Source organism: Stutzerimonas frequens (assembly GCF_024448335.1).
In the GTDB taxonomy this organism is placed as follows: Bacteria; Pseudomonadota; Gammaproteobacteria; order Pseudomonadales; family Pseudomonadaceae; genus Stutzerimonas; species Stutzerimonas frequens.
Genome location: NZ_JAMOHM010000001.1, coordinates 289,489 through 303,175 on the forward strand (window position 1 = coordinate 289,489; position 13,687 = coordinate 303,175).

General features: G+C 64.0%; 11 protein-coding genes and 1 pseudogene. 8 read left to right on the plus strand and 4 right to left on the minus strand.

Going from position 1 to position 13,687, the window contains the following annotated elements; translation table 11 throughout:
• The first annotated feature begins 107 nt into the window (after window positions 1-107).
• Window positions 108-554, plus strand: coding sequence for a DUF2147 domain-containing protein (locus NAO55_RS01390; RefSeq protein WP_102839445.1), 447 nt, complete (start codon window positions 108-110; stop codon window positions 552-554).
• Between the two features lie 63 nt (window positions 555-617).
• Here NAO55_RS01390 and NAO55_RS01395 read toward each other — a convergent pair.
• From NAO55_RS01395 to thiI, 3 genes and pseudogenes are all read right to left on the minus strand, one after another.
• Window positions 618-2,254: pseudogene (locus NAO55_RS01395) on the minus strand (methyl-accepting chemotaxis protein).
• 338 nt (window positions 2,255-2,592) lie between these two features.
• The gene (typA, locus tag NAO55_RS01400) at window positions 2,593-4,413 is read right to left on the minus strand and encodes a translational GTPase TypA (protein WP_063539459.1); all 1,821 of its coding nucleotides are present in this window, start codon (window positions 4,411-4,413) and stop codon (window positions 2,593-2,595) included.
• A gap of 166 nt (window positions 4,414-4,579) precedes the next feature.
• Window positions 4,580-6,034 (minus strand): tRNA uracil 4-sulfurtransferase ThiI, encoded by a 1,455-nt coding sequence (thiI, locus tag NAO55_RS01405; RefSeq protein WP_102839444.1) that lies wholly within the window; start codon window positions 6,032-6,034, stop codon window positions 4,580-4,582.
• A gap of 340 nt (window positions 6,035-6,374) precedes the next feature.
• On the opposite strand from thiI, the gene glnA reads away from it, so the two are divergent.
• The 5 genes from glnA (at window position 6,375) to ntrC (ending at window position 11,803) form a co-directional block, all read left to right on the plus strand.
• Window positions 6,375-7,781: a glutamate--ammonia ligase gene (gene glnA, locus NAO55_RS01410; protein ID WP_003303004.1), complete on the plus strand. Its 1,407-nt coding sequence runs from the start codon at window positions 6,375-6,377 to the stop codon at window positions 7,779-7,781.
• A gap of 165 nt (window positions 7,782-7,946) precedes the next feature.
• Window positions 7,947-8,495 carry a DUF4124 domain-containing protein gene (locus tag NAO55_RS01415; RefSeq protein ID WP_102839443.1) on the plus strand — a complete coding sequence of 183 codons (549 nt, stop codon included), beginning with the start codon at window positions 7,947-7,949 and terminating at the stop codon, window positions 8,493-8,495.
• Window positions 8,492-9,118 carry a DUF4124 domain-containing protein gene (locus NAO55_RS01420; RefSeq protein ID WP_102839442.1) on the plus strand — a complete coding sequence of 209 codons (627 nt, stop codon included), beginning with the start codon at window positions 8,492-8,494 and terminating at the stop codon, window positions 9,116-9,118. The genes NAO55_RS01415 and NAO55_RS01420 overlap by 4 nt, the downstream gene beginning before the upstream one ends.
• 169 nt (window positions 9,119-9,287) lie before the next feature.
• Window positions 9,288-10,370 (plus strand): nitrogen regulation protein NR(II), encoded by a 1,083-nt coding sequence (glnL, locus tag NAO55_RS01425; RefSeq protein WP_017244102.1) that lies wholly within the window; start codon window positions 9,288-9,290, stop codon window positions 10,368-10,370.
• Window positions 10,367-11,803, plus strand: coding sequence for a nitrogen regulation protein NR(I) (gene ntrC, locus NAO55_RS01430; RefSeq protein ID WP_013981495.1), 1,437 nt, complete (start codon window positions 10,367-10,369; stop codon window positions 11,801-11,803). The genes glnL and ntrC overlap by 4 nt, the downstream gene beginning before the upstream one ends.
• Before the next feature lie 83 nt (window positions 11,804-11,886).
• Here the strand turns inward: ntrC and NAO55_RS01435 are convergent, their stop codons facing one another.
• Window positions 11,887-12,333 (minus strand): hypothetical protein, encoded by a 447-nt coding sequence (locus tag NAO55_RS01435; protein WP_102839441.1) that lies wholly within the window; start codon window positions 12,331-12,333, stop codon window positions 11,887-11,889.
• Between NAO55_RS01435 and NAO55_RS01440 the strand changes: the two genes are divergently transcribed.
• Window positions 12,332-12,814 (plus strand): tRNA (cytidine(34)-2'-O)-methyltransferase, encoded by a 483-nt coding sequence (locus NAO55_RS01440; RefSeq protein ID WP_102839440.1) that lies wholly within the window; start codon window positions 12,332-12,334, stop codon window positions 12,812-12,814. The genes NAO55_RS01435 and NAO55_RS01440 overlap by 2 nt on opposite strands.
• 313 nt (window positions 12,815-13,127) lie before the next feature.
• Window positions 13,128-13,664: an ATP-dependent protease subunit HslV gene (gene hslV, locus NAO55_RS01445; RefSeq protein WP_014821912.1), complete on the plus strand. Its 537-nt coding sequence runs from the start codon at window positions 13,128-13,130 to the stop codon at window positions 13,662-13,664.
• Window positions 13,665-13,687 lie beyond the last annotated feature (23 nt).

Consider the following 13,687-nt stretch of genomic DNA (forward strand, 5'->3'; position numbering starts at 1 on the left):
GCGAGACGGCGTATGTGACGAGAACCGACCGGTCAGGCGGCCAGGGGCAACGGGGCGCAATTGCCGGTGGTAGAGTCGGCGGCGCCCTTCTGATCACTGGAGAAACCATGCGCCCACTGTTCAATGCCCTGTTGCTGGCCCTGCCGCTCTCGCTCCCCTCGCTGGCCTCAGCTGCCGAATCGCCTGCCGGGCGCTGGCAGACCATCGACGACGAGACCGGCAAGCCCAAGTCCATCGTCGAGATCCAGCAGGCCGCCGATGGCACGCTGACCGGCAAGGTGGCGCAGATTCTGCAATCGGAGCACGGGCCGAACCCGCTCTGCAGCGAGTGCGAAGGCGAGCGCAAGGATCAGCCCATCACCGGCATGACCATCCTCTGGGACCTCAAGCCGGACGGCGAGCAGGCCTGGAGCGACGGCACCATCCTCGACCCGGCCAAGGGCAAGACCTATCGCTCCAAGGCCCGCCTGCTGGATGGCGGCGACAAGCTGGAAGTGCGCGGCTACATCGGCATCGAGGCGCTGGGCCGCAGCCAGACCTGGGTTCGCCAGTAAGCCTGACCGCGTACAACACCCAGGTATTTTGGCAGGGGCTGTTCGTCCGTGCGGCGCACGGGGTCAGATGCGGAAGTAGTTGACCTTGCGATTCAGCTCCTCGGCCAGCATGGTCAGGTCCTGGCTCGACGACGCTACCTGATTCGAGGCGGCCGAACTGGCGACGGTCGAATCATGGATGCGCGTGACGCTCTGATTGACCTCTTCGGCCACCGCGCTCTGCTCCTCGGATGCGGTCGCGATCTGCGCGTTCATCTCGTTGATCGAACCCACTTCCTGGCGAATCTTGGTCAGCGCATTTTCCGCCTGCAGCGTCTGCTCGACAGTCTGCTGCGCCAGCAGCTTGCTCGACTGCATCACCTCCACGGCCCTGCCGGCTCCGGCCTGCAGCGAGGCGATCATCTCGCTGATTTCGCTCGATGACAGCTGCGTACGGTTGGCCAGCGAGCGCACCTCGTCGGCCACCACTGCGAAGCCGCGACCATGTTCGCCGGCGCGCGCCGCCTCGATGGCGGCGTTGAGCGCGAGCAGGTTGGTCTGCTCGGCGATGGCGCTGATGACCTGCAGGATCTTTTCGATATCGCCGCTTTGCGCCGAGACCTGGTTGAAGGTTTCGGTCGCGCTTTCCAGCACCTTGGCCAGGTTATGGATGGAAATGGCCGTCTCGCCGACGATTCGCGTACCGGTCTCGACCTGCTCGTCGGCGCTCTTCGCCGCAGCGGCGGCACGGGCGGCGAAGCTCGCCACCTCGTTCACCGTCGTGGCCATCTGGTTGATCGCCGTGGCGACCTGTTCGGCCTCGGCCGACTGGTGCTGGATCTGCGGGTTGCTGTTCGCCGAGGAGGTACGCAACTCACCCGAGGCGACGCCGACGCCATCGGCGGCAGCGCGCACCTCGGCAATGATCGCGGTGAGGCGGCTGGCCATCTTCGCGGTCGCCCCCATGACGCTGTCCGGGTACGGGGTGACGATTACCTGGCCGAGATCGCCATTGGCCAGGTTGCCGATCACACGGGCTACCTCGTCCGGCTCGGCACCGAGGGTCGAACGCAGCTTGCGGATGATCACCACGGCGATGGCCACGCCCAGCAGAACCGCCACGCCGGTCACCGCGACGATGAGCGCGAGGAAGCCGCTGGCGGTCTCGCGGACCACGGTCACGTCCTGATTGATGCTCGATTCCTGGTGATCGATGAATGCGTTGATCAGCCGCAACCATTCGGTATAGGCGCCGGCGACGTTTTCCAGGAGAAAGTCGTAGGCACGCTCCGAGCCCTCGCTGAAGCGCAGCTCGACCACCTGCTGGGTCAGCGCGTTGGTCTTCGCCTCGATGGTCTCGATCTGCAGCATCAGCTGCTTTTCCACGGTATCGGCGGAGGGCTGCGCGAGCATCGTCTTCATCGGCGCCGCCGAGTCGGCGTACAGCTGCGCCAGTCGCTCGATCTCCGCCACCTGCTCACGGGCAAACGCGGGATCAGCCGCACTGACGGCATCGCGCACGGCGATCGCACGGTCGTGCACGCTGCCGCGAAAGTTGATCGCATAGCGCTGCTTGAGGCCGGCCTGCGAGCTGATCTGGCTCATGCTGCGGTCGATGATGTCGACTTTGAGCGCCTGACCACGGCGACCACCACCATCAGCGCCAGGATCACCAGAAACCCCAGGGCCAGGCGCATGGATACCGACATCTGCTTGTTCATCGAACTCTCCTTGCGAGGCTGCGCGGCAGCCCATCAGCCAGTCGTTGGTGCTTCGAGCGATACACGAAGCGATGCAAAACTTGTACATGATAATGTCGCTATGACACTACCTGTACAAGTTTTTTATCGACGGAATGTCGAGCGAAAGCGGGCTGAATCTGGACATACCTGCCAGCAAGGCGTGCTCTCGCAGGCTCAAGGGCGAGACTTGTAGAGGTCTTGTAGAATTTTGGCAGGCCGCTCGCTGCATGCTCGGCACGCCGGAGCAGGTCGACTTGGCAATCAGCAGACAGCAAAAAGGCGCCCGAAGGCGCCTTTCTGTTGTCTCGCAACGAGTGTTAGACCTTGGCGCGCTCGTAGCGCTTGCGGTCGTTCTCGTTGAGCATCTTCTTGCGCAGGCGGATCGATTTCGGCGTCACTTCCACCAGCTCGTCGTCGGCGATGAACTCCAGCGCCTGCTCGAGAGTGAACTTGATCGGCGGAACCAGCGCGATGACCTCGTCCTTGCCGGAAGCGCGCATGTTGTCGAGCTTCTTGCCCTTGGTGGGGTTGATCACCAGGTCGTTGTCACGGCTGTTGATGCCGCACAGCTGGCCTTCGTAGATGTCCTGGCCGGGCTCGAGGAACAGCTTGCCGCGGGCCTGCAGGGTTTCCAGCGAGTAGGTCAGCGCGGTACCGGTGGCCATGGAGACCAGCACGCCGTTCTGGCGGTTGGTGACTTCGCCGGCCTTGATCGGGCCGTAGTGGCTGAAGGTCGAGGTCAGGATGCCGGTGCCCGAGGTCAGGGTCAGGAAGTTGTTGCGGAAGCCGATCAGACCGCGCGCCGGGATGGTGTACTCCAGGCGGATGCGGCCCTTGCCGTCGGGAATCATGTTGGTCAGATCGCCCTTACGCAGGCCCATCTGCTCCATCACCGGCCCCTGGTGCTGCTCTTCGATGTCGATGGTGACGTTCTCGTAGGGCTCCTGCTTCTCGCCGGCCTCGTTCTCGATGATCACCACTTCCGGACGGCCGACGGCCAGCTCGAAGCCTTCACGGCGCATGGTTTCGATCAGTACCGACAGGTGCAGCTCACCACGGCCGGAGACCTTGAACTTCTCCGGGCTGTCGCCCTGCTCGACGCGCAGCGCCACGTTGTGCAGCAGCTCCTTGTCCAGACGGTCCTTGATGTTGCGGCTGGTGACGAACTTGCCTTCCTTGCCGGCGAACGGCGAGTCGTTGACCTGGAAGGTCATGGAAACGGTCGGCTGGTCGACGGTCAGCGGCGGCAGCGCCTCGACGGCGCTCTGGTCGCAGAGGGTGTCGGAGATGTACAGCTCGTCCATGCCGGACACGCAGACGATGTCGCCGGCGGTGGCTTCGGCCACCTCAACCCGCTGCAGGCCGGAGTGGCCCATGATCTTCAGAACACGACCGTTGCGCTTCTTGCCGTCGGCGCCAATGGCAGTCACCGGGGTGTTGGTCTTCACGGTGCCGCGAGCGATGCGGCCGATACCGATAACGCCAAGGAAGCTGTTGTAGTCCAGCTGCGAGATCTGCATCTGGAACGGGCCGTCGACGTCCACCTTGGGCGCCGGAACGTGGTCGATGATGGCCTGGAACAGGGCATCCATGTTGTCGTCCATGTTCTCGTGGTCCATGCCGGCGATGCCGTTCAGGGCGCTGGCGTAGACGATCGGGAAGTCCAGCTGCTCGTCGCTGGCACCGAGGTTATCGAACAGGTCGAAGATCTGGTCGATGACCCAGTCCGGACGCGCGCCCGGGCGGTCGATCTTGTTCACCACGACGATCGGACGCAGGCCGGCCTTGAACGCCTTCTGGGTCACGAAGCGGGTCTGCGGCATGGGGCCGTCCTGGGCGTCGACCACCAGCAGCACGGAGTCGACCATGCTCATCACGCGCTCGACCTCACCGCCGAAGTCGGCGTGGCCGGGGGTGTCGACGATGTTGATGTTGTAGCCGTTCCACTTCAGCGCGGTGTTCTTGGCCAGGATGGTGATGCCGCGTTCCTTTTCCTGGTCGTTGGAGTCCATCACGCGCTCGTTTTCCGCTTCTTTGCGGTCGAGGGTGCCGGACAGGCGCAGCAGCTTGTCGACGAGGGTGGTCTTGCCATGGTCGACGTGGGCGATGATGGCGATGTTGCGAAGATTCTCGATCACTGATTCGTTTCTCTGTAGATAGCTTCGAACTCGGGCTCGAAGCTGGGAATTGTCCGGACGACGTCAGGCTGTCCGAGTTGTAACGACTGGGCCTTGCGATCAGCAGCGGTCGGGAGGGCGGTGGCGAATGCTGCCACCCAACAGCCCCGGCTGTTTCACCGATGCGTCAGGCCGGACGATAGACGCGAACATTCACATGCCCCTCGCTCAGCAGATGGTGAGCATGCAGGCGGCTCATGACACCTTTGTCGCAATACAGCAGGTACTGGCGGTTTTCATCCAGTTCCTTGAAACGGTTGTTCAGCGCGTAGAACGGCAAGGTCTGAACTTCGATGCCGGACAGTTCGAGGGGTTCGTCCTCGGCGGCGTCGGGGTGACGAATGTCGAGGATGACCTGGCCGGCCGTCGCCTCGCTGACCTCCTCGACCTTGATGTCTTCGCCCAACTCGTCGATCACCCGGTCGATCGGCACCTGGCGGGCACTGGCCAGGGCGCGCTCGAGGATGGCCATGTCGAACTGCTTTTCCTCGTGCTCGACGCGATAGCGCTTGGCGCGGGTGGTCGGGTTCTTCGAGATCACGCCGCAGTATTCGGGCATGTTCTTGGCGAACTCGGCGGTGCCGATCTCGAAGGCGGTGTCGATGATGTCCTGCTTGTGGCTGGCGATCAGCGGGCGCAGCACCAGCATGTCGGTGGCCGAATCGATCACCGAGAGGTTCGGCAGGGTCTGGCTGGAGACCTGGGAGATCGCCTCGCCGGTGACCAGTGCGTCGATGTGCAGGCGCTCGGCGATCTCGGTCGAGGCGCGCAGCATCATGCGCTTCAACACCACGCCCATCTGGCTGTTGTCGACCTTCTGCAGGATCTCGCCGACCACTTCCTCGAACGGCACGCTGATGAACAGCACGCGGTGCGAGCTGCCGTACTTCTTCCATAGATAGTGGGCGACTTCCATCACGCCCAGCTCATGGGCGCGGCCACCGAGGTTGAAGAAGCAGAAATGCGTCATCAGCCCGCGGCGCATCATCTGATAGGCGGCGACGGTGGAGTCGAACCCCCCGGACATCAGCACCAGGGTCTGTTCCAGCGCACCCAGGGGATAGCCGCCGATGCCGTCGTGCTGCTCGTGGACGACGAACAGGCGCTGGTCGCGAATTTCCATGCGCACTTCGACTTCCGGCGCCTTCAGCGAAATGCCGGCGGCACCGCACTGCTGGCGCAGCTGGCTGCCGACATGCCGTTCGACGTCCATGGAGCTGAACGGGTGCTTGCCGGCGCGCTTGCAGCGCACCGCGAAGATCTTGCCCGGCAGGCGCTCGGCGTAGTGTGCCTTGCACTTGGCGACGATGTCGTCGAGATCGCCCAGCGGGTACTCGTGGACCTCCAGGCAATGGGCGATGCCGGGCGTGCAGCGCAGGCGCTCGATCATCTCGCGCAGCGGCTTCGATTCGCTGAGCGCGGTTTCCACCTCGATGTTGTCCCACACGCCTTCGACCCGCACCTCGGGGTCGAGCTCGCGCAGCACGGTGCGGATGTTCTTCGCCAACTGGCGAATGAAGCCCTTGCGCACCGGCGGGCTCTTGATGGTGATTTCGGGAAAAACCTTGACGATCAGCTTCATGGAAACAGCGCGGGTGCCGGTATGGCTGGAAAAGAGGGGCGCGGAGTATAGCGGAAACTGCTCAAGATTTAATCGCTTTCTTTGAGGCCGGGCGCCGCGCACCAAAACGATGCGCAGCCACGACCGTTCGCACCATTAACGCGCACGCTTCGGCCGTGACAGCTAGCATTTAGCACGGCCAAAGGCTGCGGCAGCGCTGTTGCGGGCCTGCAGTCCCAAGACGGAGCACTGGCATGCAATTTGCTCTCTTGTGAGGCAGGTCGCCTTGGCGGAACATCGCCGCCCGGCTTCACCCTGATTCGGAAGCTCACTGTCACGCTTCCACCACTTGGAGAACACCATGTCGAAGTCGCTTCAACTGATCAAAGATTACGATGTGAAGTGGATTGATCTGCGCTTCACCGATACCAAAGGCAAGCAGCACCACGTCACCGTCCCGGCTCGTGATGCCCAGGATGAAGACTTCTTCGAGCACGGCAAGATGTTCGACGGTTCGTCCATCCATGGCTGGAAAGGCATCGAAGCCTCCGACATGATCCTGATGCCGGTCGACGAGACCGCTGTGCTCGATCCGTTCACCGAAGAGCCGACCCTGATCCTGGTCTGCGACATCGTCGAGCCGAGCACCATGCAGGGCTACGACCGCGACCCGCGCTCCATCGCCAAGCGCGCCGAGGAATTCCTCAAGTCCACCGGCATCGGTGACACCGTATTCGTTGGCCCGGAGCCGGAGTTCTTCATCTTCGACCAGGTCAAGTTCAAGTCGGACATCTCCGGCTCGATGTTCAAGATCTACTCCGAGCAGGGCTCCTGGATGACCGACCAGGACGTCGAAGGCGGCAACAAGGGCCATCGCCCGGCCGTCAAGGGCGGTTACTTCCCGGTTCCGCCGTGCGACCACGACCACGAAATCCGTACCGCCATGTGCAACGCCATGGAAGAGATGGGCCTGGTCGTCGAAGTGCACCACCACGAAGTGGCCACTGCCGGTCAGAACGAAATCGGCGTGAAGTTCAACACCCTGGTCGCCAAGGCTGACGAAGTTCAGACCCTGAAGTACTGCGTACACAACGTCGCTGACGCCTACGGCAAGACCGCGACCTTTATGCCGAAGCCGCTTTACGGCGACAACGGCTCGGGCATGCACGTGCACATGTCGATCTCCAAGGACGGCAAGAACACCTTCGCTGGCGAAGGCTATGCCGGCCTGTCCGAGACCGCTCTGTACTTCATCGGCGGCATCATCAAGCACGGCAAGGCGCTGAACGGCTTCACCAACCCGTCGACCAACTCCTACAAGCGTCTGGTCCCGGGCTTCGAAGCACCGGTCATGCTGGCCTACTCGGCGCGCAACCGCTCGGCCTCGATCCGTATTCCGTACGTTTCCAGCCCGAAAGCCCGTCGTATCGAAGCGCGCTTCCCGGACCCGGCTGCCAACCCGTACCTATGCTTCGCTGCACTGCTGATGGCTGGCCTGGATGGCATCCAGAACAAGATCCATCCTGGCGATGCCGCCGACAAGAACCTGTACGATCTGCCGCCGGAAGAAGGCAAGCTGATCCCGCAGGTCTGCGGCAGCCTGAAGGAAGCCCTGGAAGAGCTGGACAAGGGCCGCGCGTTCCTGACCAAGGGCGGCGTGTTCTCCGACGAGTTCATCGATGCCTACATCGAGCTGAAGTCCGAGGAAGAAATCAAGGTGCGCACCTTCGTGCACCCGCTGGAATACGACCTGTACTACAGCGTCTGATCCAGTTCGCGTGACAGGAAGGCCACCCTCGGGTGGCCTTCTTCGTTTCTGCCCGGCGACTGCGATCCATGCAGCTTGTCACGCCTCGCAAATCGCAGCGATCGTGCTTGCCTGAAGGCCGTTGCAGTGCAAGGCTTCGACGGTCCACCTCCTGCGGAGCCACCCATGCGTAGCGCCCTGTTCAGCCTGCTGTTCATCCTCAGCGTCCCGGCCTTCGCCGAGATCTACAAGTACACCGACGAGCAAGGCAACACGGTGTTCACCAACCAACCGCCGGAAGGCGTGCAGGCCGATACGGTGGATCTGCCACCGGCCAATACCGTCAATATCCGTACGCCCGAGCCGCCACCGCCATTGCCGGACAGCCAGCAGACGCAGCAGGCGCCCTACCAGACGTTGCAGGTAGCCGGAATTCCCGATGATGAGGCGCTGCGCGCCAACAACGGCAGCTTCGTCGTCAGCGCTGTGCTGGAGCCGCCGCTGCAACCCAGCCACAGCCTGCGCTTCGTACTCGATGGCATCCCTCAGGCCGCCGCCAGCGCGGCCACGTCCCTGCAACTGAACAATGTCGAACGCGGCGAACACCGCCTGCATGTCGAGATATTGAGCGGCGAGCGGGTCATTCAGCGCAGCCAGCCGGAGCGGTTCACGGTGCAGCGTGTGCATACCTCGAGCCCGGCGTTGCGGCCGAAGCCGGCGAGGCCTGCGCCTTGAGAATCGTTCGCCAGGCAGCTGCCATCCTGCTGCTCGCCAGTGCGCTGCCGGCTCTCGCCGGCGTCTATTCCTACATAGATGCGGAGGGCAATCGGGTCTTTACCGATCGCCCGGCCGGCCAGATGGCGGAGGAGGTACGGCTAAAACCATCGAACAGCATGCCTGCGCCTCCCGTGCAGGCCGCACCGACCGCCGGGCCAGCGGTGAAAGCAACACCCGTCGACTATCGGCTGCACATCATCAGTCCGACCGAGGACGAGGCGATCCGCAACAATGCGGGCACGGTCAACGTCACCCTGCAAGCCGAGCCTGCGCTGCAACCCGGGCACGCTTATCAGGTGCTGCTCGACGGACAACCGTTCGGTGCGCCAGCCGAGCAGGCGGAATTCGAGCTGAGCAATGTCGATCGCGGCACACACCAGCTGGCAGTGGCGGTGATCGATGAGCAGGAACGCGAACTGCAACGCAGTGCGATCCGGTCCTTTCACCTGCTTCGCACCTCTCTGGCCCAGCGACGCATGGTCAACCCGTGCAAGAAGGCCGATTACGGCGTGCGCCCGGAATGCCCGCTGAAGGACAAACCGGTAGAAAAACGCGACATTCCCTTCGTGCCCTTTCTATGATCATTGAGTGCACCTGTTTGGTGCGCCCAATGAACGAGCCGATCGCTCGTCACCAATTTGGGTCACCGGACAGCCCGTAGGGCTGCAGCATCAGGCCGATCCGCGCCGCAATGGCGCGCTTGGTTTGGTTCTTGCATTTCCTGCACGAACCTCCGGATGCAGACCAGTCATGATCAACGAAGCCCTGCAACGCCTGCTGATCGAGAACCTGACCACCGCGACGCTGCTGCTCAACTCGCGCTTGCGCCTGGAGTACATGAACCCGGCGGCCGAAATGCTGCTGGCCGTCAGCGGTCAGCGCAGCCATGGGCAATTCATCAGCGAACTGTTCACCGAATCGCCGGAAGCCCTGGCGGCATTGCGCCAGGCTGTGGAAGAAGCCCACCCGTTCACCAAGCGCGAAGCCACCCTGACCTCCGCCACCGGCCAGTCGCTGACCGTCGACTACGCGGTGACCCCGGTGCTGACGCGCCAGGAGACCATGCTGTTACTGGAAGTGCTGCCGCGCGACCGGCTGCTGCGCATCACCAAGGAAGAGGCCCAGCTGTCCAAGCAGGAAACCACCAAGATGCTGGTGCGCGGCCTGGCCCACGAGATCAAGAATCCGCTAGGTGGCATCCGCGGCGCGGCACAGCTGCTGGCCCGCGAGCTGCCGGAAGAACATCTGAAGGACTACACTGAGGTCATCATCGAGGAGGCCGACCGTCTGCGTAATCTGGTCGACCGCATGCTCGGCTCGAACAAGCTGCCGTCGCTGGCGATGACCAATATCCACGAAGTGCTCGAACATGTGGCCAGCCTGATCGAGGCGGAATGCCAGGGAAGCATCATTTTGGTGCGCGACTATGACCCGAGCATTCCCGAGGTCCTGATGGACCGCGAACAGATGATCCAGGCGGTGCTCAATATCATGCGCAACGCCATGCAGGCACTGGCCGGACAGAACGAGCTGGGCCTCGGCCGCCTGACCCTGCGCACCCGCACGCTGCGCCAGTTCACCATCGGCCATATCCGCCATCGCCTGGTGGCGCGCATCGAGATCATCGACAACGGCCCGGGCATCCCCGCCGAGCTGCAGAACACGCTCTTCTATCCGATGGTCAGCGGTCGCCCGGACGGAACCGGGCTGGGCCTTGCCATCACCCAGAACATCATCAGTCAGCACCAGGGATTGATCGAATGCGAGAGCCATCCCGGCCACACCGTGTTCTCGATCTTCCTACCGCTGGAACAAGGAGCCACATCAGCATGAGCCGAAGCGAAAACGTCTGGATCGTCGACGACGACCGCTCCATCCGCTGGGTCCTGGAAAAGGCCCTGCAACAGGAAGGCATGGCCACGCAGAGCTTCGACAGCGCTGACAGCGTGCTGGCCCGCCTCGCCCGCCAGCAGCCGGATGTGATCATCTCCGACATCCGCATGCCCGGCCTCAGCGGCCTGGACATGCTCTCGCAGATCCGCGAGCAGTACCCGCGCCTGCCGGTGATCATCATGACCGCGCACTCCGACCTGGACAGCGCGGTGGCCTCCTACCAGGGCGGCGCCTTCGAATACCTGCCCAAGCCGTTCGACGTCGACGACGCCGTGTCGCTGGTCAAGCGCGCCAACCAGCACGCCCAGGAGCAGCAGAACCAGCAGCAGCCGGCCAATCGTCATCACACGCCGGAGATCATCGGCGAGGCACCGGCGATGCAGGAGGTGTTCCGCGCCATCGGTCGCCTCAGCCATTCCAACATCACCGTGCTGATCAATGGCGAGTCGGGTACCGGCAAGGAGCTGGTGGCCCATGCGCTGCACCGCCACAGCCCACGCTCGGCATCGCCGTTCATCGCGCTGAACATGGCGGCGATCCCCAAGGATCTGATGGAATCCGAGCTGTTCGGTCACGAGAAAGGTGCCTTCACCGGTGCGGCCAACCAGCGCCGCGGCCGCTTCGAGCAGGCCGACGGCGGCACCCTGTTCCTCGACGAGATCGGCGACATGCCGGCGGACACCCAGACCCGCCTGCTGCGCGTGCTGGCCGATGGCGAGTTCTACCGGGTCGGCGGCCACACGCCGGTGCGGGTCGATGTGCGCATCATCGCCGCGACGCACCAGGACCTGGAAACCCTGGTGCAGGCCGGCAAGTTCCGCGAAGACCTGTTCCACCGCCTGAACGTCATCCGCATCCACATTCCGCGCCTGTCTGATCGCCGCGAGGACATCCCGGCACTCGCCGAGCACTTCCTCGCCAGCGCCGCGCAGGAACTGTCGGTGGAGACCAAGGTGCTCAAGCCGGAAACCAAGGAATACCTGCAGCACCTGCCCTGGCCGGGCAACGTGCGCCAGCTGGAGAACACCTGCCGCTGGATCACGGTCATGGCGTCCGGACGCGAAGTGCATGTCGACGACCTGCCGCCCGAGCTGCTCAACCAGCAGGCCGAGGCGCAGCCGGCGCACAACTGGGAACAGGCGCTGCGCAACTGGTCCGATCAGGCCCTGGCGCGCGGCCAGAGCAACCTGCTCGACGAGGCGGTGCCGGCCTTCGAGCGCATCATGATCGAGACCGCGCTCAAGCACACCGCCGGCCGCCGCCGCGACGCCGCGCTGCTGCTCGGCTGGGGTCGCAACACCCTGACGCGCAAGATCAAGGAGCTGGGCATGCGCGTCGATGGCAGCGATGACGACGACGGCGACGACAGCTGATCAGACGCTGATCCGGCCTGCGAAAAAGAACCCCGCCACTGGCGGGGTTCTTCTTTCTGACGCACCAGCCATGTGCGAATCCATCATGGCCGCCAGGGCGACACGCTGACCTGCACCTGCCAGCCGCCGTCGCCGCGCGCGCCCTGCCACTGCCCCTGCAGCCGCCGCGCCGCCACCAGATGCAACAGCAGGCCCTTCTCGGTCTGCTGCACGCGCCAGGCCACCGGCATGCCGTCGATCTGCAGCTGCCCGGACTGCGGCTCACCATCGGCCTGGAACAACAGGGCGAACGCCCCTTCGAGGTGCTCGTCATACACCTCGGGCTCGCGGTCGAACTGCAGCGAAAGGCCTTGCGGCTGCACCTGCACCAGTTCTAGTTGCACCGGCCCCGGCGCGGTAAGCCGGCCGATCATCAGCCCGATCAGCAGACCGATCAGCACCAGCGAGCCGAAAAAGCGCCGCCGCAGCCGCGGCATCGGATCCTGCTCCCCGGTAGAATGCCGCCGATCCTCAACCTCGGTGCTGCGCATGTTTCACGTGATCCTGTTCCAACCGGAAATACCGCCCAATACCGGCAACATTATCAGGCTCTGCGCCAATACCGGCTGCCACCTGCACCTGATCGAGCCGCTGGGTTACGAGCTGGACGACAAACGCCTGCGCCGTGCCGGCCTGGATTATCACGAATATGCCACGCTGGAGCGCCACGCCGACCTGCCGAGCTGCCTCGCGCGGATCGGCATCGACGCCGCCAACCCGGACGGCCCGCGGTTGTTCGCCTTCACCACCAAGGGCTCGCAGCCCTTCCACGAGGTGCGTTACCGGCGCGGCGACGCCCTGCTGTTCGGCCCCGAAAGCCGCGGCCTGCCGCCAGAGATCCGCGATGCCCTGCCCAACGAGCAGCGCTTGCGCCTGCCGATGCGTCACGACAGCCGCAGCCTGAACCTGTCCAACACCGTGGCCGTCGCGGTGTACGAGGCCTGGCGCCAGCACGGCTTCGCCATGGAGTGAATCGCACCGCCTGGTGACAAAGGGCCGTGAACATTCCGGCCTCGGCCCGTCGTAAACGGACAAGCTGGCGAGGTGCCGGCGGCCAAGTCGATTCCGGTCGGGCTGCGCAAGATGACCGCAGCCGCGGTCGCCGGCGACGTGCCGCGCCAGCCCCGTCGCCCGCAACGCAGCGAACCACCCCGGCCTGACTGAGCGCCTCGCGCAGAACCGCGATTGCAGGTGAACCTCGCCGACAGCTGTTGAAAAGCCGGCAGCAGTCCCCCATATCAACCGCATTCGGGCATTCATCGCCCCGCAGTGTGGAGATTTTCCCTTGACCACCATCGTTTCAGTGCGCCGCAACGGCAAAGTCGTCATGGGCGGCGACGGCCAGGTTTCCCTCGGCAACACCGTCATGAAAGGCAACGCCAAGAAGGTCCGCCGTCTCTATCACGGCCAGGTCCTGGCCGGCTTCGCCGGCGCCACCGCCGATGCCTTTACCCTCTTCGAGCGCTTCGAAGGTCAACTGGAGAAGCACCAGGGCCATCTGGTGCGCGCCGCCGTCGAGCTGGCCAAGGACTGGCGCACCGACCGCTCCCTGAGCCGCCTGGAAGCCATGCTCGCCGTGGCCAACAAGGACGCCTCGCTGATCATCACCGGCAACGGCGATGTGGTGCAGCCCGAAGACGATCTGATCGCCATGGGCTCCGGCGGCGGCTTCGCCCAGGCCGCGGCCAAGGCCCTGCTGCTCAAGGCCGGCGCCGACATGTCGGCCCAGGAAATCGCCGAGACGGCGCTGAACATCGCCGGCAGCATCTGCGTGTTCACAAATCAGAACCTGACCATCGAGGAGCTCGACAGCGCGATCTGATCGCCTGTCGTTCCGGAGTACCG

What these genes read in the sequence shown, in the direction of transcription:
- NAO55_RS01390 (WP_102839445.1), top strand. Translation starts at nt 108, where the DNA reads ATGCGCCCACTGTTCAATGCCCTGTTGCTGGCCCTGCCGCTCTCGCTC.
- thiI (WP_102839444.1), bottom strand. Translation starts at nt 6,034, where the DNA reads ATGAAGCTGATCGTCAAGGTTTTTCCCGAAATCACCATCAAGAGCCCG.
- glnA (WP_003303004.1), top strand. Translation starts at nt 6,375, where the DNA reads ATGTCGAAGTCGCTTCAACTGATCAAAGATTACGATGTGAAGTGGATT.
- NAO55_RS01415 (WP_102839443.1), top strand. Translation starts at nt 7,947, where the DNA reads ATGCGTAGCGCCCTGTTCAGCCTGCTGTTCATCCTCAGCGTCCCGGCC.
- glnL (WP_017244102.1), top strand. Translation starts at nt 9,288, where the DNA reads ATGATCAACGAAGCCCTGCAACGCCTGCTGATCGAGAACCTGACCACC.
- ntrC (WP_013981495.1), top strand. Translation starts at nt 10,367, where the DNA reads ATGAGCCGAAGCGAAAACGTCTGGATCGTCGACGACGACCGCTCCATC.
- NAO55_RS01440 (WP_102839440.1), top strand. Translation starts at nt 12,332, where the DNA reads ATGTTTCACGTGATCCTGTTCCAACCGGAAATACCGCCCAATACCGGC.
- NAO55_RS01435 (WP_102839441.1), bottom strand. Translation starts at nt 12,333, where the DNA reads ATGCGCAGCACCGAGGTTGAGGATCGGCGGCATTCTACCGGGGAGCAG.